General features: G+C 42.0%; 23 protein-coding genes, 1 tRNA gene and 1 pseudogene. 21 read left to right on the top strand and 4 right to left on the bottom strand.

Annotated features, from left to right (window positions below; translation table 11 throughout):
- The 8 genes and pseudogenes from RUMTOR_RS08980 to RUMTOR_RS08945 all read left to right on the top strand — a co-directional run.
- Positions 1 to 484, top strand: a pseudogene (locus tag RUMTOR_RS08980) (hypothetical protein); the annotation flags it as partial.
- Positions 485 to 843: 359 nt separating this feature from the next.
- The gene (locus tag RUMTOR_RS08975; protein WP_004847260.1) at positions 844 to 1,737 is read left to right on the top strand and encodes an RpnC/YadD family protein; all 894 of its coding nucleotides are present in this window, start codon (positions 844 to 846) and stop codon (positions 1,735 to 1,737) included.
- Positions 1,738 to 2,476: 739 nt separating this feature from the next.
- Complete coding sequence (gene ileS, locus RUMTOR_RS08970) at positions 2,477 to 5,626, top strand: isoleucine--tRNA ligase (protein WP_004847257.1); 3,150 nt, start codon at positions 2,477 to 2,479, stop codon at positions 5,624 to 5,626.
- A 92-nt stretch (positions 5,627 to 5,718) separates the two neighbouring features.
- Positions 5,719 to 8,190, top strand: a complete 2,472-nt coding sequence (locus tag RUMTOR_RS08965) for a glycogen/starch/alpha-glucan phosphorylase (protein WP_009243002.1) — start codon at positions 5,719 to 5,721, stop codon at positions 8,188 to 8,190.
- Positions 8,191 to 8,235: 45 nt separating this feature from the next.
- Positions 8,236 to 8,874, top strand: a complete 639-nt coding sequence (locus RUMTOR_RS08960) for a hypothetical protein (RefSeq protein ID WP_004847253.1) — start codon at positions 8,236 to 8,238, stop codon at positions 8,872 to 8,874.
- A gap of 60 nt (positions 8,875 to 8,934) precedes the next feature.
- Entirely contained in the window at positions 8,935 to 9,975 is a 1,041-nt protein-coding gene (locus RUMTOR_RS08955; RefSeq protein WP_009243003.1) for a SpoIID/LytB domain-containing protein, read from the top strand.
- A 98-nt stretch (positions 9,976 to 10,073) separates the two neighbouring features.
- Positions 10,074 to 10,814: a M23 family metallopeptidase gene (locus RUMTOR_RS08950; RefSeq protein WP_009243004.1), complete on the top strand. Its 741-nt coding sequence runs from the start codon at positions 10,074 to 10,076 to the stop codon at positions 10,812 to 10,814.
- 81 nt (positions 10,815 to 10,895) lie between these two features.
- On the top strand, positions 10,896 to 11,144 hold the full coding sequence (locus RUMTOR_RS08945) for a GIY-YIG nuclease family protein (protein ID WP_004847248.1): 249 nt from the start codon (positions 10,896 to 10,898) through the stop codon (positions 11,142 to 11,144).
- Positions 11,145 to 11,229: 85 nt separating this feature from the next.
- Here RUMTOR_RS08945 and RUMTOR_RS08940 read toward each other — a convergent pair whose 3' ends face one another.
- The 3 genes from RUMTOR_RS08940 to RUMTOR_RS08930 form a co-directional block, all read right to left on the bottom strand.
- A complete protein-coding gene (locus RUMTOR_RS08940; RefSeq protein WP_004847246.1) occupies positions 11,230 to 12,129 on the bottom strand; it encodes an ROK family protein in 900 nt (299 codons plus the stop codon).
- Positions 12,130 to 12,339: 210 nt separating this feature from the next.
- Positions 12,340 to 12,882 (bottom strand): NADH peroxidase, encoded by a 543-nt coding sequence (locus RUMTOR_RS08935; RefSeq protein ID WP_004847244.1) that lies wholly within the window; start codon positions 12,880 to 12,882, stop codon positions 12,340 to 12,342.
- Positions 12,883 to 12,922: 40 nt separating this feature from the next.
- Positions 12,923 to 13,318, bottom strand: a complete 396-nt coding sequence (locus RUMTOR_RS08930; protein WP_009243005.1) for a Fur family transcriptional regulator — start codon at positions 13,316 to 13,318, stop codon at positions 12,923 to 12,925.
- 382 nt (positions 13,319 to 13,700) lie between these two features.
- Between RUMTOR_RS08930 and RUMTOR_RS08925 the strand changes: the two genes are divergently transcribed.
- Positions 13,701 to 14,846: a C40 family peptidase gene (locus RUMTOR_RS08925; protein WP_004847241.1), complete on the top strand. Its 1,146-nt coding sequence runs from the start codon at positions 13,701 to 13,703 to the stop codon at positions 14,844 to 14,846.
- A gap of 567 nt (positions 14,847 to 15,413) precedes the next feature.
- Positions 15,414 to 15,623: a DUF1858 domain-containing protein gene (locus tag RUMTOR_RS08920; protein ID WP_004847239.1), complete on the top strand. Its 210-nt coding sequence runs from the start codon at positions 15,414 to 15,416 to the stop codon at positions 15,621 to 15,623.
- A gap of 90 nt (positions 15,624 to 15,713) precedes the next feature.
- Here RUMTOR_RS08920 and RUMTOR_RS08915 read toward each other — a convergent pair whose 3' ends face one another.
- Positions 15,714 to 16,433 (bottom strand): adaptor protein MecA, encoded by a 720-nt coding sequence (locus RUMTOR_RS08915; RefSeq protein ID WP_004847238.1) that lies wholly within the window; start codon positions 16,431 to 16,433, stop codon positions 15,714 to 15,716.
- A gap of 378 nt (positions 16,434 to 16,811) precedes the next feature.
- On the opposite strand from RUMTOR_RS08915, the gene RUMTOR_RS08910 reads away from it, so the two are divergent.
- From RUMTOR_RS08910 to RUMTOR_RS08860, 11 genes are all read left to right on the top strand, one after another.
- Positions 16,812 to 17,045, top strand: a complete 234-nt coding sequence (locus tag RUMTOR_RS08910; RefSeq protein ID WP_330360053.1) for a hypothetical protein — start codon at positions 16,812 to 16,814, stop codon at positions 17,043 to 17,045.
- Between the two features lie 126 nt (positions 17,046 to 17,171).
- Positions 17,172 to 19,130, top strand: a complete 1,959-nt coding sequence (locus tag RUMTOR_RS08905) for a glycosyl hydrolase family 18 protein (RefSeq protein WP_004847236.1) — start codon at positions 17,172 to 17,174, stop codon at positions 19,128 to 19,130.
- An 88-nt stretch (positions 19,131 to 19,218) separates the two neighbouring features.
- Positions 19,219 to 19,437 carry a hypothetical protein gene (locus RUMTOR_RS13995; protein WP_004847232.1) on the top strand — a complete coding sequence of 73 codons (219 nt, stop codon included), beginning with the start codon at positions 19,219 to 19,221 and terminating at the stop codon, positions 19,435 to 19,437.
- Positions 19,437 to 19,979 carry an N-acetylmuramoyl-L-alanine amidase gene (locus tag RUMTOR_RS08895; RefSeq protein WP_330360052.1) on the top strand — a complete coding sequence of 181 codons (543 nt, stop codon included), beginning with the start codon at positions 19,437 to 19,439 and terminating at the stop codon, positions 19,977 to 19,979. Before RUMTOR_RS13995 ends, RUMTOR_RS08895 begins: the two co-directional genes overlap by 1 nt.
- Positions 19,980 to 19,999: 20 nt before the next feature.
- Entirely contained in the window at positions 20,000 to 21,523 is a 1,524-nt protein-coding gene (locus RUMTOR_RS08890) for an L-threonylcarbamoyladenylate synthase (RefSeq protein ID WP_004847227.1), read from the top strand.
- Complete coding sequence (gene upp / locus RUMTOR_RS08885; protein ID WP_004847226.1) at positions 21,523 to 22,155, top strand: uracil phosphoribosyltransferase; 633 nt, start codon at positions 21,523 to 21,525, stop codon at positions 22,153 to 22,155. The genes RUMTOR_RS08890 and upp overlap by 1 nt, the downstream gene beginning before the upstream one ends.
- A 43-nt stretch (positions 22,156 to 22,198) precedes the next feature.
- Positions 22,199 to 22,687, top strand: a complete 489-nt coding sequence (locus RUMTOR_RS08880; RefSeq protein ID WP_044929531.1) for a deoxycytidylate deaminase — start codon at positions 22,199 to 22,201, stop codon at positions 22,685 to 22,687.
- A complete protein-coding gene (locus RUMTOR_RS08875) occupies positions 22,684 to 23,529 on the top strand; it encodes a fumarate hydratase (protein WP_004847222.1) in 846 nt (281 codons plus the stop codon). The genes RUMTOR_RS08880 and RUMTOR_RS08875 overlap by 4 nt, the downstream gene beginning before the upstream one ends.
- Before the next feature lie 55 nt (positions 23,530 to 23,584).
- Positions 23,585 to 24,136, top strand: coding sequence for a Fe-S-containing hydro-lyase (locus RUMTOR_RS08870; RefSeq protein WP_004847220.1), 552 nt, complete (start codon positions 23,585 to 23,587; stop codon positions 24,134 to 24,136).
- Positions 24,133 to 24,858, top strand: a complete 726-nt coding sequence (locus RUMTOR_RS08865; RefSeq protein WP_004847218.1) for a lysophospholipid acyltransferase family protein — start codon at positions 24,133 to 24,135, stop codon at positions 24,856 to 24,858. The genes RUMTOR_RS08870 and RUMTOR_RS08865 overlap by 4 nt, the downstream gene beginning before the upstream one ends.
- Positions 24,859 to 25,000: 142 nt before the next feature.
- Positions 25,001 to 25,088: transfer RNA gene (locus RUMTOR_RS08860), tRNA-Ser, on the top strand.
- Positions 25,089 to 25,388: the final 300 nt, after the last annotated feature.

Below are 25,388 nucleotides of genomic sequence, written 5' to 3'. Positions count from 1 at the left end.
AAAGGAAAAAGAACTGCGCCTGTCAGATGCCTATATCGTAAAAGACGGTGAGCCGAGTCTGGAATTAAAAGTAAAGGTCATCAATATCCGGCCGGAAGAACATCATGAAATTTTAGAAAAGTGTCAGGTACTGAAAGAATACAGCCAGTTCATGGAAATCGTGCAGAACTATCAGATCTCCGGGGAGGAAGAGCCTTATAAAAAAGCGATAAAAGAGTGCATTGAAAAAGGGATTCTTGCTGATTATTTAATGCGAAAAGGAAGCGAGGTTGTCAATATGTTATTAGACGAATACGACTATGAGACAGATATCGAAGTACAGAGAGAAGAGGCAAGAGAAGAAGGACGAATAGAAGAAAAAAGTGCTCTCATCCGGAAAAAACTTGAAAAAGGAAAAACAATTTCCGAAATTGCAGATGATCTTGAAGATACAGAAGAAAATATTGCTCATCTGATTGAACAGTTTCATCTCCATATAAATTAATCAAAGATAACTTCATAGAACAGAGGAGAGAGTTGATTTCTCCTCTGTCAGAAGTCGATTAAAATATAAATATATCATTGTTTCTCATTTACCGATATGCTATGATAATTCCACTCACAGAAATTCTTTCTGTGAAAAATACCGGCAGCTTCACCGGTCTGAGGAATTCCCTCAAAATTACCCGATACAATACAACAACAGTTTTTGCGTGGATAGTCTTGTAGAATAGTTCTTTTTTTCGTATACTGATTTTTAAGAGAAGGTCTTAAAAAAGAGAAAAAGTTTTCTTTTTCAGAGGAAAAACTTTTGGCGAAAGCAAGCTTAAAAGCATTTTCCCGTCTGTACTACAGGATTCGTTCATGCACATGAAAGGAGAGCCTATGGCAGGAAAAGAAAACAGAGAAATTAAAAACAGTGTCTTTGTAGATCTGTTCTATGAGGATGAATCAGCAGAAGCAAACGAGATCGCGCTTTTTAATGCAATCCATGATAAGCCGTTGCCGGAAGGAACGAAGATTCGGAGATTCCGTGTAGACAATACGATCTATATGAATTTTCAAAACGATATTTCTTTTGACGCAGGAGGAAAAGTGATCGTATTCGGCGAGCATCAGTCTACGGTCAACGAAAACATGCCCCTTCGGAGTCTGCTGTACATCGGACGTGCTTATGAAAGGCTTGTACCGCCTAGAAGCCGTTATAAGAAGAAAATCGTTTTCCTTCCGACACCGGAATTTTACACATTCTATAACGGAAAAGAAAAGTGGGAAAAGGAAAAAGAACTGCGCCTGTCAGATGCCTATATCGTAAAAGACGGTGAGCCGAGTCTGGAATTAAAAGTAAAGGTCATCAATATCCGGCCGGAAGAACATCATGAAATTTTAGAAAAGTGTCAGGTACTGAAAGAATACAGCCAGTTCATGGAAATCGTGCAGAACTATCAGATCTCCGGGGAGGAAGAGCCTTATAAAAAAGCGATAAAAGAGTGCATTGAAAAAGGGATTCTTGCTGATTATTTAATGCGAAAAGGAAGCGAGGTTGTCAATATGTTATTAGACGAATACGACTATGAGACAGATATCGAAGTACAGAGAGAAGAGGCAAGAGAAGAAGGACGAATAGAAGAAAAAAGTGCTCTCATCCGGAAAAAACTTGAAAAAGGAAAAACAATTTCCGAAATTGCAGATGATCTTGAAAATACAGAAGAAAATATTGCTCATCTGATTGAACAGTTTCATCTCCATATAAATTAATCAAAGATAACTTCATAGAACAGAGGAGAGAGTTGATTTCTCCTCTGTCAGAAGTCGATTAAAATATAAATATATCATTGTTTCTCATTTACCGATATGCTATGATAATTCCACTCACAGAAATTCTTTCTGTGAAAAATACCGGCAGCTTCACCGGTCTGAGGAATTCCCTCAAAATTACCCGATACAATACAACAACAGTTTTTGCATGGATAGTCTAGTAGAACAGTTCTTTTTTTCGTATACTGATTCTAAATAATTGTGGCTGAACTGTTACGATTATAATAAGTTTACGGAAAAACCACCTTGACTAATATTAATATTTTTTTATAATATTTTATATGACATATTAAAAATATGATGAAAAAGGCGATGACGGAGACAGTAAGATCTGATCGAATGTTACAGCGAGTCGGGGATGGTGTAAGTCCGATACCGGTAGACAGATTCTGAATATCACTTCCGAGCCGCGGCATCTGAAATAAATACAGAGAAGTAAGAGCCGACGTAAGTCCGACGTTACAGGACACCATATGCGGATCCGAATCGTATGCATAAGCTACAGAAAAGAAGAGATATAGAAAGAGATGTACTATACTGTAAATAGATGTTTTCTGTCGCGTACAGTCAAGGCGTGAGATCCAAGTATGTTGTAACAGGTGGTTAAAAACGGAGAATAAGCTTTCGTCCTATTACAGGACGGAAGCTTTTTGTTATTAAGGAGGAAAGGAAGAAGATCATGTACAAAAAAGTTTCTACAGACATGAATTTTGTCGATCGAGAAAAACAAATCGAAAAGTTTTGGGACGACAATCACATTTTTGAGAAAAGTATGGAAGAGCGGGAAGGATGTCCGGATTATATTTTTTATGACGGCCCTCCGACAGCAAACGGAAAGCCGCACATTGGTCATGTGCTGACTCGTGTTATTAAAGATATGATTCCGCGTTATCGAACAATGAAAGGCAGTATGGTTCCCAGAAAAGCAGGTTGGGATACACACGGACTTCCGGTAGAACTGGAAGTGGAAAAGCTGCTCGGACTTGACGGGAAAGACCAGATTGAAGAGTATGGACTAGAACCTTTCATTGATAAGTGTAAGGAAAGTGTTTGGAAATATAAAGGAATGTGGGAAGATTTTTCAGGAACAGTAGGTTTCTGGGCAGATATGGACGATCCGTATGTCACATATCATAATTCCTTTATAGAGTCGGAATGGTGGGCGTTAAAGCAGATCTGGGATAAAGGGCTTCTTTACAAAGGATTTAAGATCGTTCCTTATTGCCCGCGCTGCGGAACGCCGCTTTCTGCACAGGAAGTTGCACAGGGATACAAAGATGTAAAAGAACGTTCTGCGATCGTCAGATTCAAAGTAAAAGAAGAAGATGCGTATATCCTTGCATGGACGACAACTCCCTGGACGCTGCCGTCGAACCTTGCGCTTTGTGTAAATCCGAAAGAAGATTATGCGAAAGTAAAGGCTGCGGACGGAAATATTTATTATATGGCGTGCGCGCTTCTTGATACGGTGCTTGGAAGACTTGCAGAAGAAGGAAAAGCAGCGTATGAGGTGCTTGAGACATATAAGGGAACTGATTTGGAAGGAAAAGAATACGAGCCGCTTTATCAGTGCGCGGCAGATTGTGCGCAGAAGCAGAACAAGAAAGCGTTTTACGTTGTATGTGACGAATATGTTACGTTGACAGACGGTACAGGCGTTGTTCATATTGCTCCGGCATTCGGTGAAGACGATGCGAACGTAGGAAGAAAATATGACCTTCCGTTTGTTCAGCTTGTAGATGAAAAAGGAAATATGGCAGAGGAGACGCCGTTTGCAGGATTGTTTGTAAAGAAAGCCGATCCGGAAGTGCTCAAAGATCTTGATGCCAGAGGTCTGCTCTATGATGCACCGAAATTTGAGCATAGTTATCCTCATTGCTGGAGATGCGACACACCGCTGATCTATTATGCACGTGAATCATGGTTCATCAAGATGACTGCCGTGAAAGAGGACCTCATCGCAAATAATAATACGATCAACTGGATTCCTGAAAGTATCGGAAAAGGACGTTTCGGCGACTGGCTTGAAAACGTGCAGGACTGGGGTATCAGCCGTAACCGTTACTGGGGAACGCCGCTTAATATTTGGGAATGCGAGTGCGGACATATGCATTCTGTCGGAAGCATTGAGGAATTAAAAGAAATGTCCGATAATTGCCCGGATGACATTGAACTTCATCGTCCGTACATTGATGCGGTGACGATCAAATGTCCGAAGTGTGGAAAAGAGATGCACCGTGTTCCGGAAGTAATCGACTGCTGGTTTGACAGCGGATCAATGCCGTTTGCACAGCATCATTATCCGTTTGAAAATAAAGAGCTGTTTGAAAGACAGTTCCCGGCGGACTTTATTTCGGAGGCGGTAGACCAGACGAGAGGATGGTTCTATTCCCTGCTTGCGATCTCAACGCTTCTGTTTAACAAAGCGCCGTATAAGAATGTAATCGTACTTGGTCATGTACAGGATGAGAACGGACAGAAAATGAGCAAATCAAAAGGAAATGCAGTCGATCCGTTTGATGCTCTTGAAAAATACGGTGCAGATGCGATCCGCTGGTATTTCTATGTGAACAGCGCTCCGTGGCTTCCGAACCGTTTCCACGGAAAAGCTGTAGTAGAAGGTCAGAGAAAGTTCATGGGAACACTGTGGAACACATATGCTTTCTTTGTTCTTTATGCAAATATCGATCAGTTTGACGCCACAAAATATGAATTAGAATATAATAAACTGTCCGTTATGGATAAGTGGCTTTTGTCAAAGATGAACACGATGGTAAAAACGGTAGATACAAACCTCGGAAATTATCGTATTCCGGAAGCGGCGCGCGCTCTTCAGGAATTTGTAGATGATATGAGTAACTGGTATGTGAGAAGAAGCCGTGAACGTTTCTGGGCGAAAGGAATGGAGCAGGATAAGATCAATGCATACATGACACTATATACAGCGCTTGTTACGGTATCAAAAGCGGCAGCTCCGATGATTCCGTTTATGACAGAAGAGATTTATCAGAATCTTGTACGCAGCGTTGACCAGAATGCGCCGGAGAGTATCCATCTGTGCATGTTCCCGGAAGTGAACGAGGATCAGATCGACACAGAGCTTGAGCAGAATATGGAGCATGTGCTGAAGCTTGTCGTTATGGGACGCGCCTGCAGAAATACATCGAACATCAAGAACCGTCAGCCGATCGGTCAGATGTTCGTAAAAGCAGCATTTGATCTGCCTGAATTTTATCAGGATATCGTAGCTGATGAGCTGAATGTAAAAAATGTAAAGTTTACAGATGATGTAAGAGACTTTACTTCTTATAGTTTTAAACCACAATTAAAGACAGTAGGTCCGAAATATGGTAAAATGTTAGGGGGAATTAAAGCGGCGCTTGATCATGCAGACGGAAATTCTGCTATGGATGAGATCAATGAAACAGGAGCGCTTAAGCTTGATGTAAGCGGCCAGGAGATCACACTTTTCAAAGAGGACCTTCTGATCGATACAGCGCAGATCGAAGGATATGTTTCTGAAAACGACAATGGAATCACGGTTGTTCTTGATACGAACCTGACACCGGAACTTCTTGAAGAAGGATTTGTCAGAGAAATTATCAGTAAAGTACAGACAATGAGAAAAGAAGCTGACTTTGAAGTTATGGACCGCATCAAAGTAACGTATAACGGAAGTGAGAAAGCGGAAAAGATCTTTGCAGAACACAGTGACGAGATCGGCGGGGAAGTGCTTGCAGATAAAGTTGTAAAGGCAGAGCCGGCAGGTTATGTGAAAGAGTGGAAGATCAACGGAGAAGCAGTTACAATGGGCGTTGAGAAACAATAATTTTAAGATATGCGGCACATCCGGGCGCATTCGTTCTTGTAAGATAAAGGATGCGATGCGCCGCGGCATATCAAAAGGAAGGGAATAAAGCAATGCATAATAAAGGATTTGAGAAAGAAACATTTAAGGAAACCGTAAGAGAAAATATTAAGACGCTGTACAGAAAAACGATTGACGAGGCAACTCCTCAGCAGATTTTTCAGGCAGTATCCTATGCAGTGAAAGACGTAATCATCGATGATTGGATCGCAACACAGAAAGCGTATGACGAGGCAGATGCAAAGACTGTGTATTACATGTCTATGGAGTTTTTGATGGGGCGTGCATTGGGAAATAACCTGATCAATCTGACAGCGTATAAAGAGGTAAAAGAGGCGCTGGAAGAAATGGAGATCGATCTGAATGTAATCGAGGATCAAGAGCCGGATGCAGCGCTTGGAAACGGAGGTCTCGGACGGTTGGCAGCCTGTTTCCTTGATTCACTTGCAACATTGAATTATCCGGCTTATGGATGCGGCATTCGTTATCGTTACGGCATGTTTAAACAGAAGATTAAAGACGGGTATCAGGTGGAAGTGCCGGATAACTGGCTCAAAGAAGGTAATCCGTTCGAGATCAGAAGAGAAGAATATGCAAAAGAAGTCCGCTTCGGAGGGAATATCCGGTTTGAAAATGACCCTGAGACGGGAAAAGCAAAATTTGTGCAGGAAAATTATGAGTCTGTTTTGGCGATTCCGTATGATATGCCTATCGTAGGATATGGAAATCATGTCGTAAACACACTGCGTGTGTGGGATGCAAAAGCGATCACAGATTTTAAGCTTGATGAATTTGACAGAGGAAATTACCATAAGGCGGTAGAGCAGGAAAATCTTGCGAAATTGATCGTTGACGTTCTTTATCCGAACGACAATCATTATTCGGGAAAAGAACTCCGTTTGAAACAGCAGTATTTCTTCATCTCCGCAAGTCTTCAGGCTCTGCTTGAGAAATATAAGAAAAAGCATTCTGATGTTCGTAAACTTCATGAGAAAGTAATCATTCAGATGAACGATACACATCCGACAGTTGCGGTTCCCGAACTGATGAGACTGCTGATCGATCAGGAAGGATTAAGCTGGGAAGAGGCGTGGGAAGTAACGAGCAAAACATGTGCTTATACGAATCATACAATTATGGCAGAAGCTCTTGAAAAATGGCCGATCGACCTGTTTTCAAGACTGCTCCCCCGTATTTATCAGATCGTGCAGGAAATTGACAGAAGATTCCTGATCAAAGTGAATGAGATGTATCCGGGAAATGAGCATAAAGTAAAGAAAATGGCAATCTTAAGAGACGGTCAGGTTCGCATGGCAAATATGGCTATTATCGCGGGATTTTCTGTAAACGGCGTTGCGAAGCTGCATACAGATATCTTGAAAACACAGCAGCTCCGTGATTTCTATGAGATGATGCCGGAAAAATTTAATAACAAGACAAACGGCATCACACAGAGAAGATTCCTCGCACACGGAAACCCGCTTCTGGCAGACTGGATTACAGATAAGATCGGAAATGGATGGATCACAGATCTGTCGCAGATTGAAAAGCTCAGACCGTTTGCGGACGACGAAAAGGCCAGACGTGAGTTTATGCAGATTAAATACGAGAACAAAGTACGTCTTGCAAAATATATTAAAGAGCATAATGGAATTGAAGTTGATCCGCGCTCGATCTTTGACGTTCAGGTAAAACGTCTCCATGAGTACAAACGTCAGCTTCTTAATATTCTGCATATTATGTATCTGTACAACCAGATCAAAGAACATCCTGAGATGTCGTTTTATCCGAGAACATTTATTTTCGGAGCGAAAGCGGCGGCGGGATATTTAAGAGCGAAAGAGACGATCAAACTGATCAATTCCGTAGCTGATGTTGTAAATAATGACAGAAGCATTAACGGAAAACTGAAAGTCGTATTTATTGAAGATTATCGTGTATCAAATGCGGAGATTATTTTTGCGGCAGCCGATGTGAGCGAGCAGATCTCCACGGCGTCAAAAGAGGCGTCGGGAACAGGTAATATGAAATTTATGCTCAACGGTGCGCCGACTCTCGGAACGATGGACGGAGCGAATGTGGAAATTGTGCAGGAAGTCGGAGCGGAGAATGCGTTTATCTTCGGCCTTAGTTCAGAAGAAGTAATTAATTATGAGAATAACGGAGGATATAATCCGACGGATATTTACTTTAACGATTGGGAATTAAAACGTGTGATCGATCAGCTTATGGACGGCACATATGCAAACGGCGATCACGAGATGTATAAAAATCTGTATAATTCTCTGTTGAATACGCAGTGTACAGACAGAGCGGATACTTACTTTATTCTGAAAGATTTCCGTTCCTATGCAGAGGCTCAGAAACGAGTGGAAGAAGCTTACAGAGATCAGCAGAGATGGTCAAGAATGGCAATGATGAATACGATATGCAGCGGGAAATTTTCCTCTGACAGAACAATCGAAGAATATGTAAGTGATATTTGGAAATTAGAAAAAGTAGATGTTGCTCCGCTTGAAGAGTAAAAACATCTGATTGATTTTTCGGAAAAGGGATAAGGAGGTAGTAAGATGAGAAATATGTATGATTACGCATATGAATACGAGTATCAGTATCATCCGGAAAGGGCAGGAGAAATGTTTGCCGTAGTGTTCGCTTCGCTTTGGCTTGCGATCATGATAGGAATGCTCGTATTTATGCTTGGAAGTTACCTTCTGCATTCTTTCGGTCTGTATACGATCGCAAAGCGGATGGGGAAAAAAGATGCATGGATGGCATTTGTACCTTTTGCGAGAACATATTACCACGGGAATATGGCAGGTCCGATCCGACTGAAAAATACGACGATCAAAAATCCGGGATTGTGGAAACTGCTTTTTCCGATCATCTACAGCGGAGCGATCGGCATCTATGTACTGGTACTCGTATTTGGCATCGGAATGACGCTCGCCGGAAGTGCGGTGAATCAAAATGTGACAGGGGCGGGGATGAGCGTACTTGCGTTTTTCTTTATGTATTTCGTAGTGATCATTGTTTCGATCTTATTCGGAGCAGTTCAGATCGCTTTGAACGTCTTGGTGAATAAACAGATTTATGAAAACTTCGCGGAAGGAAATATGCCGGTTATTCATGCAGTATTATCATCGTTAGTACCGTTATACGAGGCGATATGCCTGTTTATTATGAGAAAGAGACCGTTTGTCCGATAAAACAAAAGTTATAAAAAAAACAGCGCTTCATATGATAGAAATATGGAGGGCTGTTTTTTGATGAAAAGATATACGATAGAACAAAAATTCAAATCGGCAGCTGCATTCCTTGTTATTTTGATATTGTTTCCGTACATTGTTTCTGTGTTTGTAAACGGAGTAGATCCAGAAGAGACAACGAATGAAAATTTTTACATCAGAGTTAAAGCTTCGGAGGAAGAAGAGGCAGACGGGATTGCAGAAGTAGAGTGGAATGAGTATCTTACGGGAGTGTTGGCAAAAGACGTACCGGCAGATACAGAGACGGAGGCACTGAAGGCGCAGGCGGTTCTTGTGAGGACACAGATCAGCCGTGCGCTGCAAAGAAGCACTCAGGCAGAAGAGACGGAGAATCAAAAGTCGGACAGAACCGGAAATGTATCAGATGTTATTTTGGAGATCGATTATTTGTCGCAGAAGGAAATGCAGGATCAATGGCCTGCCGATGAATATAAAAAGCGATATGAAAAATACAGAAATGCCATAGAAGCGACAGAAAACGAGGTGTTATTTTATAATGATACATATGCATGGACACCGTTCCATCAGTCAAATACGGGAATGTCGCGCAGTGCGGAAGAAGTGCTCGGAAGTTCGGAGTTTCCGTATATTAAAGTGAAAGAATGTCCGGCAGATAAAGAATCGGAAGAACAGGTCGGCGTATTTACGTTTTCCTATGATCAAATACAGAAAAAATGTCATCATTTTCTGGCGGCAGAGACAGACGGAGAAAAAGCTGCGGCAGGATATTCTTTTAAAGATTTTGAAATTTTAGAACATGATTCGGCGGGATATGTGGGAAAGCTTCGGATAGGAGAAACAATTTGCACAGGAGATCAATTTCGGGATGCGCTGTCGCTTCCGTCGAGTTCTTTTTCGTTTGCGGAAAGCGGGAAGAAAATAAAAATTATAACGGCGGGAAACGGACATGGCATGGGGCTGAGTTGTTGGACTGCAAATAAAATGGCAAAAGACGGAAAAACATATAAAGAAATTTTGGAGTTTTTTTATGAAGGGACAAAGACAGAGAAGGATTTGAACTTTATTGCAAAAAATAAATAAAGTAATTATAATCAACAATAGAGTCAGAGAAAAACTTTTTTGAAAGGACAGAATAAAGTTATCATTTTCCGGCAAAAATATAACCAGAGGTGATGATAATGAATAAAAATGAAAAAATGTCCTTTTTAAAAGGCAAAGGAGCAGCCATCGGTATTGTAGTCTGCTTTATGGCAGTTCTGGCGGTCGTTGGAACATATACGGTCGGAAACTACAAAAAAGATATGAAAGAGCAGATGGCGAAAGCTGAAAAAGAGGCGGAACAGTTTACAGAAGATAACACGAAAGAAACAACTACAGATGAAATCCTCCTGCCGGAAGTGGAAGAAACGGATGAAAATGAACAAGAAAGCAGGGAAGATGTGTCTGATACAACAGGGACGGAAGAAGGAGTTCAGCAGACGGGAAGCGCCGCGTCAAATCTTTGGTTTTCAGAAGAAAGCGTTCTTACATGGCCTGCAAGCGGAGCAGTGATCAATGGATATAGTATGGATGAGACTGTATTTTTCCAGACATTAGAACAGTATCAATATAATCCTGCGATGATTATAGCCGGGGAAGCAGGAGAAACGATCAATGCATCTGCGGCAGGAACTGTGACTGCGATCGAGGAGTCGGCGCAGACGGGACTTACGGTGACGCTTGATATGGGAAACGGATATTCAGCAGTGTACGGACAGTTAAAAGATGTACAAGTTAAAACAGGAGATTATGTGGCAGCAGGCAGCGCAATCGGCAGTTTGAATGAGCCGACGAAATATTACAGCGTAGAAGGAACGAATCTGTATTTTCAAGTGCTTAAAGACGGAGAGCCGGTCGATCCGATGAATTTTATGGAATAGAAAAAGAAGTAATAATAAAAGAAGCAATGACCAAAGATATAACAAGAAAAGAAAAACGAAAGAAAAGAAATAATAAAAGACATGAATTATACCTATATTGTAAAGTGCAGTGACGGTTCGCTTTATACGGGCTGGACAAACAATCTTGAAAAACGGATCAAAGATCACAATGCGGGGCGGGGCGCGAAATACACAAAAGCGCGCCGTCCGGTTGTGCTTGTTTATAAGGAAGAATTTCCGACAAAGCAGGAAGCGATGAAGCGGGAGTGGGAAATTAAGCGACTGAGCAGAAAGGAAAAACTGAGCATGATCGAAAACTCAAAGAGTTAGGTCATGCTCAGTTTTTCTTTTTAAGAACTTAAAAAAGAGTTCTTTTATGTAGCAAACTGCTTATATTGAAAGGAAGGAAACAGTTTTACTTTAAATGTGTCATCGGAAGCATCGCAGCGCCGATGATACCCGGCTCATCAAGGAGAGCTTCTTTGAATACAACCGGCTGCATACCTACATGAATCATAGAGCGGTAATAAGATTCCATTTTTTCAAAGAATACATCTTTTCCCTTCATAACTCCGCCGCCTACAACGAATACATGAGGATCGATAATATGTCCGATAGCGCAGAACATCATTGCAAGATCATATGCCATGTCATCTACAATTTTGAGAGCCTGCTCGTCTCCTGAGCGGGCAAGATCAAATACATCGCCCGCGTGATTGATCTTATCTCCGAATACAGCTTTACCTTTTCTTGTGACAGCAGTTCCGCTCGCTTCGTTTTCAACAGCGCCTACATTCAAAATATTGTATTTTTCACGGTTTCTGTCAATACAGATATTTCCGATCTCGCCTGCGTGTCCGTTCTGACCGCCGATTACCTTTTGATCGATTACAAGTGCTCCGCCGACTCCGGTTGAAATTGTTACATAGTAAACGATAGGATAATCTTTTCCGGCTCCCTGAACAGCTTCTCCGAGAGCGGCAACTTTAACGTCGTTGTCCATGTAAGTCGGTTTATGAAAATGATTTTCGATATATTCCGCTATCGGAAAACCGATCAGTTTTGGAAGATTTGTAGAAACGATGATCTTGCCGTTGATCGTGTCGATCGGTCCGGGAATACCCATTCCGATTCCTTCACATTCTTCATATCCGTCAAGACTTTCAATCAGGGAAATCATAGTTTCCATAACAGCTTCTGCACCGCGTTCCGGGTGGCTTTCTGATTTTTTCATACATTTAATCGTTCCGTCTTCGGAAACGATAGCAGCGCGGATGTTTGTTCCGCCTAAGTCAACACCAATAAAATTTCTCATGATAGCACCTCGTTTTTTGTCCTTTTCTTTCTATTATACTAGATAGAAAAAAAGATACAAGGTAAGAATGCATATAAAATAAAAAAGAAAGAAAAGAAAAACAAAAAAACAGACAAAAATAAAAAAATGTAAGAAAAGGAGATAAAAAAGATGCCGACAGTTTAGCCGACATCTTTCTGATAACCTATCTTTCAATATTCGGGATTTTGATTAGCCGAAGTATCTCTTAAGAAGTCCTTCAAATGCTTTTCCGTGACGAGCTTCGTCTCTTGCCATCTCATGAACTGTATCGTGGATTGCATCGAGGTTAGCGGCTTTTGCACGTTTTGCAAGGTCGAATTTACCTGCTGTAGCGCCGTTCTCTGCATCTACACGCATCTCAAGGTTTTTCTTTGTGCTGTCTGTAACAACTTCGCCGAGAAGTTCAGCAAATTTAGAAGCGTGCTCAGCCTCTTCCCAAGCTGCTTTTTCCCAGTAAAGACCGATTTCCGGATATCCTTCTCTGTGTGCAACTCTAGCCATAGCAAGGTACATACCAACTTCTGTACATTCGCCTTCAAAGTTTGCTCTCAGATCTGCAAGGATGTCTTCGCTAACGCCCTGAGCAACACCGATAACGTGTTCTGCAGCCCATTCTCTTTCGCCTGTCTGCTCTTTGAATTTATCTGCGCCTGCGTGGCAAACCGGACATTCTGCCGGAGCTGCTTCTCCCTCAAAAACATAACCACATACTGTACATACAAATTTTTTCATAATTTTGATCTCCTTTTTTGAAAATAATATTGTTTATTTGTTATGACTTTTTAATGCAGTCACCGCATTTACCGAAAAACAAAGTGGAACTGGAAGTGATCGCTCCGTCAAAATTCTTACCGGCAAGGCAGTTGACTTCTTCGATACTCTTCATATCCAGATCCAGATCCAGTAACCGTCCACACTCTTCACAAAGAAAATGATTATGCGGTTCAATCCGTCCATCAAATCGATCTCCTCCGTCGGGAGTAGATATTTTTATGGCTTCGCCGATATCGGTCAGCAGATTTAAATTTCTGTAAACCGTGCCAAGACTGATGTTCGGAAATTCTTTCTTCACATGCATATAAACTGTGTCGGCGGTCGGATGCTCTTTGGTTGTCATAAGGTAATGCTTGATGGATTCTCGTTGTCTACTATATTTTAAAGCTGCCAATGGGAATCCCCCTTTCATAACTAACTAAGAACCGTTATTTAATAAATAATAGTAACGATTACTGTAATTAGAATATAATACAAAGAAAGATGTTTGTCAATCATTATTTTGAAAAAAATTATTTTTGGCTGTTAAAATTGAATATTTACGATAAAATGTTACAAAATAATTAATGAAACAAATGGAAAGAAGAAGAAAAAAGAATAATATAGAAACTTGCTGTCGAGAGATGTCAATGAAAAATCAGTAAGAGAAGTTGACAAACAAATAGCGAGTTGATATAATGTGAATGTAACAAATTTAACAAATGTGTAACATTTAAAGCTTCCTACAAAAGATAAATGTAATGCGGTAAATGACCGAAATATAGAGGAGGTTTTATATGAAGAAACCACACACAAAAGCGAGAGGCATTCTGTTTGCGGCAGCGGGAATGTTTCTGATCCCGGGGAGCGTGTCTGAAGTATCGGCGGCCGAAAGGAAAGACGAGCAGCCATTTATACAGGCATCGGGGATTGAATCGGTACTGGAGAAATGTTACGAGACAGAAGTAAAAGATAATATTAATCTCTATCTTGTACCAACAGAAGAGGGTGAGTATTTGAATATGGCGTTTTCTGATACGAAGGAGTTTACCTATATCAGAAACGCACCGGATGATTCCGGCGACTGGGTCGGGAAACTTTATAAAGATTCGGCGGCTCAGGTGCTGGAATATCTGGATGGCTGGACGAAGATCAGATCGGGTTCGGCTGAAGGATATGTGCCGGAAGATGCGCTTTTTACAGGAGAGGAGGCGCAGGCGCGTGCACAGGAGTATGAGAAGGATACAGTGACGGTTACGGCATATGTGCTTAATGTTCGGGAAGGCTGCGGAACGGACAGTAAGATTTTGACACAGATAAAAAAAGGCGAAGTTTATGAGACTGTGGGAGAAGCGACCGGCGGATGGTATCCGGTAAAAGTAGGAGATAAAAGCGGTTGGGTCTCAGGCGACTACGTGATTGCAGAAACTTCTTATTCTTATGGGGAGACAAAAGAAGAGGAAGAAAAGCGGATCGCAGAAGAAGAAGCGCAAGAAAAAATGGCAGCATCTGTCGTTTGCGGTGCTGACGGCAGACCGGGAACACGGCCTGTAGGCGCTGTTTCGCAGGGGAGAGTGAATACGCCTTCGCAAGCTCCGGGAACTCCGGGGCAGGCTGTTATTGATTATGCTTGTCAGTTTATCGGAAATCCATATGTTTGGGGAGGTACAAGCCTGACAAACGGAGCGGATTGTTCGGGTTTTGTACAGTCGGTTTATGCACATTTCGGAGTAAGTCTTCCACGGACGACATATGATATGGTGAATTCAGGATACGCCGTCAGTTACGAGGAAGCTCTTCCCGGAGACTTGATTTTGTATGACGGTCACGTCGGGCTTTATATGGGGGACGGAACGATCGTGAATGCAATGAACGAAGCAGATGGAATCGGAATATGCAGCGCTACCTATACTGATATTATTGCAGTAAGAAGAGTTCTGTAACACAAATTTTTTGAAATGGGGAATTTGTATTTTTGATGAGAGAAATACAGATTTCCCGTTTTCGACATAAAAAGACAAAATGCACAAATTTGTGTTTATTTGTAAAAAAATGTCGAAATTGAAAAACGTGGAGTTTTCAACTTATCCACACTGAAAACAACGAAAAAGGTGGAAAAAGTCGGTTTTCCCACAAAGTTATCCACATTATCCACATAAAAACATATGTTTTCGGTGGATTACTTTATAATAAAAAAAGAACGGATGTTTTGGTGAGTTATGATAAAAATGCAAATATGTCGAAAAAACTCGGATAAATTATTGACTTTTGAGTATTCAAAAAAACAAAAATAAAGGCAGGATATATCTGACAATTTAATGCGATGTAGATTTATGAAGTGTACAGAGAAGAAAGAGGATGCAGAAACAGTCATACGGTTAAAAAAGCAAGGGGGAATTCAGAGGGAATAATTCGGAGGGTGCTAGCGGAAAAAGGTGAATCAGGAAAACTGTTGATAATTTGCAGAACAAGGCTTATAATAGCCTCATAAATTCAAGGAGGAAGAGAAAATGGCAGAATTTTCAAAAGATACAAAAATCGGAGAACTTATTGATCAATTTCCGGAGAGCGCGCCGATTCTCATGGAGATCGGAATGCATTGTCTCGGATGCCCGGCGTCTCAGATGGAGACATTAGAGGAAGCGGCAATGGTTCATGGAATTGATTGTGGACTTCTTGTAGAAAAAATCAATGCTGCTGCAAAGGCAATGGGTAAATAAGAATTGCGTAAAAGGGTCGGCGCTTTGCGATTTGATTGATCGTTAAAGCGCCGACCCTTTTCTTTTGAGATCCGTTGTCCGCATACAAGTTTATAATGCGGATAATTTACATACTGCATCTGCCGATATGAGAATCGTGCAATGTTCTTCAAGAAATGCAAGCACGGAAGCGTCGGCTTTTTCCGGCGATCCGTATTCGGAAAGCATATTGCAGATCTTGTTAAATTCATTTAATTTATTTTCCACCGGTGCAAGGGCAAGAATAAATGTCTCAGCGCTTTCATCCTTATATAATGTATTTGCGCCGTGATAAGCGGGAGCAATTAATTTCGCGGCTTCGATTACTCCGTCCAGTGAAGAAAAAGAAAACAACCGGATCGAGAACGAATCCGTCTGCCGGGGCTCTTCAACAGGAGCTGATGTCGCCGCTGCCGCTTCTTTGACCTTGTTCAGGAGATTGAGAAACTCCTCTGCCCCCTGGAGTTTTTCCAGTGTCTCGGAATTCAGAGGGTCTGAATTGTCAGCCGGTGTGAATTTTGAGAACCGGGTATCTAATTCTTCGGGATCCTCGACTTTAGTTATAATAAGGACAATAGAATCAGCAGATGAAGGGATTGCCTCTATCATCAGCGGAATATTTTCTGCTTCAAATCCGAAATCGAATGACGCCTGCTGCATCATGTCGCGAAATAAAGATTTAGCCTTTTCTGTGCCGTAAGCAAGCTCGCTTAGCTTCAGATGGCGCGCTGCCAGATCAGCATGTGTCAATGTACAACGAATCTGATTTTCATTAAGTTTTTCAATCTTCATACAATCACATCCTTTATACTATATAAGATAATATGCATCGGGAATAAAAATAGATACATATCCTCAAGATAAGTATAAACAAAAAAGAAAAGGATGTAAAGACTTATCAACAAATCCCATGCGGTTATGAACAAAAAACACATTGAAAACATAAAATGCGGACAATATAATGGCACTTACAAAAGATAGTATTCACTGATAAGTAAATAAAATGAAAGGAGGGAATGCTGTTTAAACTCTTATTTCCGTATCGGCTGTCTTTTGCCCTGCCTGAAAATCCGGATGTATGTCACAAACCTCCGTACGATACATAATGAAAGGGCAGGAAAACTATATTTATCACGGTTTGCATGGAAAGGAGTATTGCGGGAGATGAAAATGGATGAAACGGAATATACAGAATTATATATGGAGCTGGAAAAGTATGAGAAGCGTGGGATTGATATGCTGCTTGACGGATATCAGGCAAGTCCGCTTCAGATCGTGACGGCACATATGGTAAAAGAAGCGGGAACATATATGCGCGATTATACGATGAGTGGGGATGGCAATATAGAAACTCTTAGATTTACTGATATTAATGAACACTTTCGGGCAGAAATTACCCCTTAATGCCGGACAAAGTGGAGGTTGTGTGAAAAAAGATGTCTAAAATCTGCTGAAAGAGGCAAATTATTAACGACGCGTGTTAAAAGTGTGATATAATGTACGCGTATAATTGCTAGTAGGAGGTACGGCATGGACGAAAGAGAAAAACGGGATGTGCGGGAATGGAGTCAGACATCAGATACCCACAGACGACGCCCTGAAAACAATGCCCGGAAACCGGTAAACCGTTCGGGACAAAGCAGACAAAGAATGTCGGAAGCGGGACCTGGACGGAATAGAAGACCTGCGAGACAAAGCAGCAGAGCAAGGAGAAGAAGGCGGAATGCCGTTATACGGTGGTTTCTGTTTTTTGTGTTGATCATAATTGCAATAGGCGGATTTGTTATTTGGAAAAGATACGGTTCAACGAATGAGAAGGCCGATTTGAAACAATATTATGGAGTGGAGTCAGAAACAGATCCTGCGCTTGTAATTGACGATCAGGTTGTGAAACAGTCTCAGAATGCAGAAGAAGGAAATACGCCGGATCCGGTGAAAGTTTATGACGGGCAGTATTATGTCGAATATTCTGTTGCTCATAATCGGATCAATAAGCGGTTTTATTGGGATTCTAATGAGAACGTTCTTCTTTATACACTTCCGGGAGGCAGTGTTTCGGCAGCGGTAGGCAGTAAAGAATATACAGACATAACAGAGAAAAAGAGTGAAGATTATGTGATCCTGAAAACAGAAGGAAAGATTGCATATATTGCCCTTCCGTTTATCCAGCAATACACGAATATGGAATACGAAGTGTATGATGATCCGACCCGCGTAGTGATTACAACTGAGTGGGGAGAGAAGAAAGTGGCTTCCATCAAAAGGGATACGCAGGTACGCTATCAGGGCGGTGTGAAAAGTCCGGTTTTGACAGAAGTAAAGAAATCGGATAAGGTAACTGTTCTTGAAGATGAGAATGACTGGATGAAAGTGGCTACAAAAGACGGGTTTATCGGATATGTGAAAACAAATGCGCTCAACAGTGTTGAAAAAGAGCTGGTATCCCGGGATTATGAAGAACCGGAATATACGAATATTTCGGAAAACTATACGATCAATATGGCGTGGCATAATGTTTCTAACGCCGATGCTAATAGTTATATATTGGAAACGATTGCGTCGACAAAAGGGCTGAATACGATTGCGCCGACATGGTTCAGTCTTGCGGATACAGAAGGTAATATTACATCGCTTGCAGATGCGGATTATGTAAATTACGCACATCAGTCTAATTTGGAAGTATGGGCAGTGCTGAGGGATTTTCATGGAGGAATCAATTCTTATGAAGAAACATATCAAGTGCTGAGCTATACGTCGAAGCGGGCAAAACTGATCAATCAAGTTATATCAAAAGCGCTGGAGACTGACGTGGATGGAATTAACCTTGATTTTGAACTTGTATCCGATGAGTGCGGACCGCATTATGTGCAGTTCGTGCGTGAACTTTCGGTGAAGTGCCGTCAGAATGGACTTGTTTTTTCTGTAGATAATTATGTTCCGCAGCCTTATAATGCACATTATGACATTGAAGAACAGGCGGCAGTGGCGGACTATGTTGTTGTTATGGGATATGATGAACATACAGAAGGATCGTATGAAGCAGGTTCGGTTGCGTCGATCGGGTATCTGAAAAACGGAATATCAGAGGCCCTTAAGTCAGTACCGGCGGATAAATTGATCGCAGGAGTACCGTTTTATACCCGGCTTTGGTTTGAACGGCCAAAGACTGACGAAGAATTTGCGGCAGATGAGGGAACGGAAGCCGAAAATTATCCGAATAAAGTAAAGAGTTCCGCTTATGGAATGGATGATGCGGCAGAACTTATCTCATCAATGGGAGCACAGACGGAATGGGATGATAAGACGAAGCAGAATTATGCCCAGTGGGAAGGCGACGGAGGCGTTTATAAAATTTGGTTAGAAGATACTCAGTCGCTGGAAGAGAAGCTGAAAGTTATTAAAGAAAACCAGCTTGCGGGTGTTGCGGAGTGGAGTCTTGGAATGGAAGGTTCCGGCGTGTGGGATCTCATCCTGCAATATGTAAATTAAAATGTGAACTAAAACATGAAATAAAATATCTGAAAAGGACATCCTCTTTTTGCATATATATTTATATGGAAAAGGAGGGTGTTTTTATATGCGGAAAAAAATAGTTTTCGGAATGGCGATTATTTCTCTTGTGGCAATCATTGTTTTGTGTCAAAAAGCAGGGGTGAGGCTTAAGGAGACGTTTAGGGAAAGTGAAGAAACTAATTCGGGGGCGGTTATAGGGATGAAAGAAAAGGAGAATGAGAAATCGGATAAAAAGGAGCGCGGGGAAAACAAGGGGAAGCGCATAAGAAGAGAACGGTTGTAGTGGATGCCGGACACGGCGGTCCTGACGGCGGAAAAACGGGAGTCAACGGGAAGCTTGAGAAAGAGCTGAACTTAATAATCGCAGAGAAAGTGAAAAAGCTTCTTGAAGAGGAAGGGATTGCAGTGATCATGACACGTGAAGAGGACGGATGGCTTGCGGAAACCAGGATCGGAGATTTGAAAGAGCGGGTTCGCATTATGAATGAATCAAAGGCAGATCTTGCTGTAAGTATACATCAAAACAGTTATCATGAAGAAAGTGTTTTTGGAGCGCAGGTGTTTTATTATACGACGTCCGGGGAAGGGAAAGCGGCGGCGGAAATTTTGCAGAATGAACTTCTGGAAATTGATCCGGAAAATAAAAAGCGTGAAAAAGCAAATAATACTTATTATATATTGAAGAAAACAGAAGTGCCGACAGTAATTGTGGAATGTGGTTTTTTGAGTAATCACAAAGAAGCGGAAAAACTTTCTGATGAAGCGTATCAAGGAAAAATAGCAGAGGCTGTAGTAAAAGGAATTAAGAGTTTTTTTTTGAAATAAATAATGCTATAATATAGGGCATGGAAACAAAAATAGAAAAGATCGATAAAAACAAAATAAATGAAGAGATTATAGAAGAAGCGGGAATGATTCTGAAAAACGGCGGTTTGGTTGCTTTTCCGACCGAGACGGTATATGGGCTCGGAGCGGATGCGCTCAAAGAGGAGGCGGCGATGAAGACGTATGCGGCAAAAGGGCGACCGTCGGATAATCCTCTGATCGTGCATATTGCAGAATATGAAGATTTGAGGAAGATTGCTGTTAATATCCCGGCTGAAACAGATGCCCTTGCAGCTCACTTCTGGCCGGGACCGCTTACTATGATCTTTGAAAAGAGCGAGGTTGTTCCTTATGGTACGACGGGAGGTCTTGATACAGTGGCGGTTCGTATGCCTACAGATGAAGTGGCGAGAGCGCTTATACGGGCAGCGGGCGGATTCGTTTCTGCCCCGAGCGCAAATACTTCGGGAAGACCAAGTCCGACGTTGGCGGAACATGTTGCGGAAGATTTGGGCGGAAAGATCGATATGATCTTAGACGGAGGAGCAGTTGAGATCGGACTAGAGTCTACGATACTTGATATGACGGTGACGCCGCCTATGATCTTGAGACCGGGAGCGATTACTGCGGAAATGTTTGAAGAAGTGATCGGAAAAGTAGATGTTGATGAGACGCTTCTTGTGGCGGAGAGTGAGAAAGCTCCGAAAGCTCCGGGGATGAAGTACAGACATTACGCTCCGAAAGCAAAACTGATGATTGTAGAAGGAGATCTGCGGGAGGAGATTTTTGCGATTCGCCAGCTTGCATACAAGGCTTATAAAGAAGGAAGAAAAGTGGGGGTTATTGCTACGACAGAGACACTTCCTTTTTATAAATACGGCGTAGTGAAAAATATTGGTACACGGGAAAATGAGAAAACGATCGCTCGAAATCTCTATAGAGTGCTCAGAGAATTTGATGAGGAAGATGTGGAAGAGATTTACAGTGAATCTTTTGCCGCGCAAGGAATCGGAAAAGCGATTATGAATCGTTTGGAAAAAGCGGCGGGGCATACGCGTCTTTCGGCGGCGGAGATCGCAAAACGGCAGAAGTACCGAAGAATCATATTTATAAGCGGTACGGATTCTGCCCGGGCGCCGATGGCGGCGGAGATGTTAAGGCATGAAGATCTGGCGCAGGAATATGTGATTGATTCACGGGGATTGGTCGTGCTGTTTCCCGAACCGGCGAATCAGAAAGCGGAGGCGATCATGAAGAGCGCCCAGATGACCCTTGAAAATCATGTTTCCAGACAGCTTGAACCGGAAACGCTGGTGGAGGATACTCTTGTCCTTACGATCGAGGAAGCCGAGAAAAACAAAATCTTGTCCGAATACGGAACAAAAGCTAACGTTTATACGTTGAATGAATTCGTGGGAAGCGACGGAGAAATCCCGAATCCATATGGGAAACCTTTGACAGCTTACGGAGAATGCTATGAGATATTGCGTGAATTAATAAAAGAACTTGCAGAAAAATTAAATTACATTGCGGAGGAAGAATAATGACAGGAAAAGTAATTGTGATGGATCACCCCTTGATCACACATAAGATCAATTATGTAAGACAGGAAAACGTAGGAACAAAAGAATTTCGTGAGGTGATCGGGGAAATTGCACAGTTGATGTGCTACGAGGCGACGAGAGATCTGAAAATGAGTGATGTTCAGATCAAAACACCTCTTATGGAGATGACAGGGAAAATGCTTTCAGGCAAAAAACTGGCTATCGTACCGATCCTTCGTGCGGGAATCGGAATGGTAGACGGAATGTTATCTCTGATTCCGGCGGCGAAGGTCGGACATATCGGTCTTTACAGAGATCCGGAGACATTAGAACCGGTAGAATATTATTGTAAACTTCCGGCAGATTGTGAAGAGAGAGAAGTGTTTGTAGTTGATCCTATGCTGGCTACGGGAGGTTCCAGTGTGGCGGCGATCAGAATGCTGAAAGAAAAAGGCGTAAAACATATCCGTTTCCTTTGTATCCTTGCAGCGCCGGAAGGAGTTAAGAAGATGCAGGAAGCGCATCCGGATGTAGACATTTATATAGGGGCGCTTGATGAGAAGCTCAATGATCATGGCTATATTGTTCCGGGACTTGGCGATGCCGGAGATCGTATTTTCGGAACAAAATAAAAAGCTTACAGAGAACAGAACAGAGATGAAAGGAGCGGAGTTGATGTCGGGGAAGAGAACAGATTATTTGACGTGGGATGAGTATTTTATGGGAGTAGCCATGCTTTCGGGGATGCGATCAAAAGACCCGAATACGCAGGTTGGCTGTTGTATTGTCAGTCAGGATAATAAAATCCTCTCTATGGGATATAATGGATTTCCGTTAGGGTGTTCGGATGATGAATTTCCGTGGGTAAGAGACGGCGAAGACCCGCTTGAGACAAAATATGTATATTCGACACATAGCGAGTTGAATGCAATTTTAAATTACAGCGGAGGAAGTTTGGCCGGAGCGAAGCTCTATGTTTCGCTCTTTCCCTGCAATGAATGTGCAAAAGCGATCATACAGGCGGGGATTAAAGAAGTAATCTATGATTGTGATAAATATGCCGATACTCCGAGCGTTATTGCGTCGAAAAGAATGATGGATGCGGCGGGAGTCAGATACCATCAATATCATCGTACAAACAGAAAGATTGAGATTGAATTATGATACGGACAGTACAGACAGAGATAATTACGGAAACAATAAAAAAGATGTGCATAGAGGCAAATTACTCGCTTTCTTCGGATATGGTGAAAGCGATGCGAAAAGCAGAGGAAAAAGAGGAGTCCGTGCTTGGAAAACAAATTCTGGCACAGCTTCAGGATAATCTTGAAATTGCCGCTTCGGATATGATACCGATCTGCCAGGATACAGGAATGGCAGTTGTGTTTCTTGAGGTAGGACAAGATGTGCATTTTGAAGGCGGAAGTTTCGAAGATGCGGTAAACGAAGGGGTGCGCCGGGGCTATACGGAAGGTTTTTTGAGAAAGTCAGTCGTAGGAGACCCTATTTTGCGGGAAAACACAAAAGATAATACTCCTGCGGTTATTCATACGCGGATCGTGGAAGGTGATCGAGTGAAGATCACGGTAGCTCCGAAAGGTTTCGGAAGTGAGAATATGAGCCGTGTGTTTATGCTGAAACCGGCGGAAGGACTTGAAGGAGTAAAAAATGCGATTCTTACAGCTGTCAAAGACGCGGGACCAAATGCTTGCCCGCCGTTGGTAGTTGGGGTCGGAATCGGAGGAACATTTGAAAAATGCGCCTTAATGGCGAAGAAAGCGCTTACGCGAGAAGTGGGAAAACATTCGGATATTCCATATGTGAGAAAACTCGAAGAAGAAATGTTGGAGAAGATCAACTGTCTTGGCATCGGACCGGGCGGATTGGGTGGCACGGTGACGGCTTTGGCAGTAAATGTCAACACATATCCGACTCATATTGCGGGACTTCCGGTTGCGGTGAATATATGCTGCCATGTGAACAGGCATACAGTCTGTGTTTTGTAAAAACAGCGGATAAGATAGCAGCAGTGGAAAAAGGCAGAAGTGAAAGGAAACAGAAATGGATCGACATATTTCAGCGCCTGTCGGCAGAGAGACGGCAGAAGAACTAAGGGCAGGAGATTATGTATATATTACAGGCACGATATATACAGCGCGTGATGCTGCGCATAAGCGGATGTACGAAACGCTTCGTGAGGGAGGAGACTTACCTATTAATATAGAAGGGCAGGCGATATATTACATGGGACCGTCTCCGGCACGGGAAGGACGCCCGATCGGATCGGCAGGTCCGACAACGGCAAGCCGTATGGATAAATATACTCCCGAATTATTGGATCTCGGAATGGGGGCAATGATTGGAAAGGGAAAAAGAAGTCAAGAAGTGATCGATGCTGTTGTTCGCAATAAAGCGGTTTATTTTGCAGCTGTAGGCGGCGCGGGCGCGCTGCTGTCAAAATGTATTACATCATCGGAAATTGTTGCTTATGAAGATCTTGGTACAGAAGCGATTAGAAAACTTACAGTAGTAAATCTTCCGGTGATAGTGGTGATTGACTCTAAGGGAAATAATCTTTATGAAACAGCGGTAAAGGAGTATCGGAAAATATGAAAAGAATATTGATGATGGTGCTCCGAAATATAATTCTTGTTCCGTTTATGTGGTGCAAGCTTTGTTATCATGCGCATCACGTAGATAAGTATACGGAGGAAGAGCATTATAAGATGCTGAAGTTTATTGTCCGCAGAGCAAACAAAGGCGGAAATGTGACAATAGCGGCTGAAGGGCTGGATAACATACCGAAAGAAAATGGATTTATGTTTTTCCCGAATCATCAGGGAATGTATGATGTTTTGGCTATTATGGATGTGTGTCCGGTTCCGATCTCGGTTGTTGCAAAAAAAGAAGTTGCAAATATTCAGTTTTTAAAGCAGGTGTTTGCTTGTACAAAAGCATATATGATTGACAGAGAAGATGTGCGGCAGGCAATGCAGGTCATTATGAATGTAGCAAAAGAAGTGAAGGCGGGAAGAAATTATATTATTTTCCCGGAAGGAACTCGTTCGAGAAACGGAAATAAAATCGGAACATTTAAAGGTGGAAGTTTTAAAGCGGCAACAAAGGCACGTTGTCCAATCGTTCCGGTGGCGCTGATTGATTCGTTTAAACCGTTTGATACGAAGTCTATCAGTAAAGTGACGGTTCAGGTTTGTTTTTTGCCTCCGCTTTATTATGATGAATACAAAGATATGAAAACGACGGAAATCGCAGCGATAGTTCAGGAAAGAATTAGGAAAACGATAGAGGAAAAGACGGAACTAGCCGTTTACTAAAACAGTTGCTGAAAAAGGGCGGAAAAAGGTTAAAAAAAACTAAATTAATGGTTGACATTATATAGAACGTTTAGTATAATAAATTTCGCATTATCAAGCAAGAATTGAAAAAAAGCTGTGTAAACAGTCGGATTCAGAATCAGGAGAAATACTCAAGAGGCTGAAGAGGCGCCCCTGCTAAGGGTGTAGGTCGGGAAACCGGCGCGAGGGTTCAAATCCCTCTTTCTCCGTTAAGTGTTATCTCAAAAAGTTTTCAGATTGAAGGAAGCTTTGTACGCTTTATGGTATTCTGCATAAGCGGGTGAGAAAACACGTAATATAATACCTGGAGGCTTGGAAAAAACAAGTCGAAAAAGTTTGAAAAAATTGTAAAAAACAGTTGACAAAGATGAAACGAAATGGTATTATAGATGAGCTGACTCGTTGAGAGAAAGCTCCACAAAAAAGAAAATGAAAAAAGTTAAAAAAGTTCTTGACAAACGATAAAGCTTTTGATAAAATATAAAAGCTGTCGCTTGAGACAGAACAAA

Source organism: [Ruminococcus] torques ATCC 27756 (genome assembly GCF_000153925.1).
In the GTDB taxonomy this organism is placed as follows: domain Bacteria; phylum Bacillota; class Clostridia; order Lachnospirales; family Lachnospiraceae; genus Mediterraneibacter; species Mediterraneibacter torques.
The sequence above is the reverse complement of the archived record's forward strand: the minus strand, read 5'-3'. Positions and strand labels throughout refer to the sequence as shown.

Coding starts and splice junctions, on each gene's coding strand:
- RUMTOR_RS08875 (WP_004847222.1), top strand. CDS start 22,684: ATGATACGGACAGTACAGACAGAGATAATTACGGAAACAATAAAAAAG.
- RUMTOR_RS13995 (WP_004847232.1), top strand. CDS start 19,219: ATGCGGAAAAAAATAGTTTTCGGAATGGCGATTATTTCTCTTGTGGCA.
- RUMTOR_RS08965 (WP_009243002.1), top strand. CDS start 5,719: ATGCATAATAAAGGATTTGAGAAAGAAACATTTAAGGAAACCGTAAGA.
- RUMTOR_RS08865 (WP_004847218.1), top strand. CDS start 24,133: ATGAAAAGAATATTGATGATGGTGCTCCGAAATATAATTCTTGTTCCG.
- RUMTOR_RS08945 (WP_004847248.1), top strand. CDS start 10,896: ATGAATTATACCTATATTGTAAAGTGCAGTGACGGTTCGCTTTATACG.
- RUMTOR_RS08890 (WP_004847227.1), top strand. CDS start 20,000: ATGGAAACAAAAATAGAAAAGATCGATAAAAACAAAATAAATGAAGAG.
- RUMTOR_RS08950 (WP_009243004.1), top strand. CDS start 10,074: ATGAATAAAAATGAAAAAATGTCCTTTTTAAAAGGCAAAGGAGCAGCC.
- RUMTOR_RS08955 (WP_009243003.1), top strand. CDS start 8,935: ATGAAAAGATATACGATAGAACAAAAATTCAAATCGGCAGCTGCATTC.
- RUMTOR_RS08960 (WP_004847253.1), top strand. CDS start 8,236: ATGAGAAATATGTATGATTACGCATATGAATACGAGTATCAGTATCAT.
- upp (WP_004847226.1), top strand. CDS start 21,523: ATGACAGGAAAAGTAATTGTGATGGATCACCCCTTGATCACACATAAG.
- ileS (WP_004847257.1), top strand. CDS start 2,477: ATGTACAAAAAAGTTTCTACAGACATGAATTTTGTCGATCGAGAAAAA.
- RUMTOR_RS08910 (WP_330360053.1), top strand. CDS start 16,812: ATGGATGAAACGGAATATACAGAATTATATATGGAGCTGGAAAAGTAT.
- RUMTOR_RS08935 (WP_004847244.1), bottom strand. CDS start 12,882: ATGAAAAAATTTGTATGTACAGTATGTGGTTATGTTTTTGAGGGAGAA.
- RUMTOR_RS08940 (WP_004847246.1), bottom strand. CDS start 12,129: ATGAGAAATTTTATTGGTGTTGACTTAGGCGGAACAAACATCCGCGCT.
- RUMTOR_RS08915 (WP_004847238.1), bottom strand. CDS start 16,433: ATGAAGATTGAAAAACTTAATGAAAATCAGATTCGTTGTACATTGACA.
- RUMTOR_RS08880 (WP_044929531.1), top strand. CDS start 22,199: ATGTCGGGGAAGAGAACAGATTATTTGACGTGGGATGAGTATTTTATG.
- RUMTOR_RS08925 (WP_004847241.1), top strand. CDS start 13,701: ATGAAGAAACCACACACAAAAGCGAGAGGCATTCTGTTTGCGGCAGCG.
- RUMTOR_RS08975 (WP_004847260.1), top strand. CDS start 844: ATGCACATGAAAGGAGAGCCTATGGCAGGAAAAGAAAACAGAGAAATT.
- RUMTOR_RS08870 (WP_004847220.1), top strand. CDS start 23,585: ATGGATCGACATATTTCAGCGCCTGTCGGCAGAGAGACGGCAGAAGAA.
- RUMTOR_RS08920 (WP_004847239.1), top strand. CDS start 15,414: ATGGCAGAATTTTCAAAAGATACAAAAATCGGAGAACTTATTGATCAA.
- RUMTOR_RS08905 (WP_004847236.1), top strand. CDS start 17,172: ATGGACGAAAGAGAAAAACGGGATGTGCGGGAATGGAGTCAGACATCA.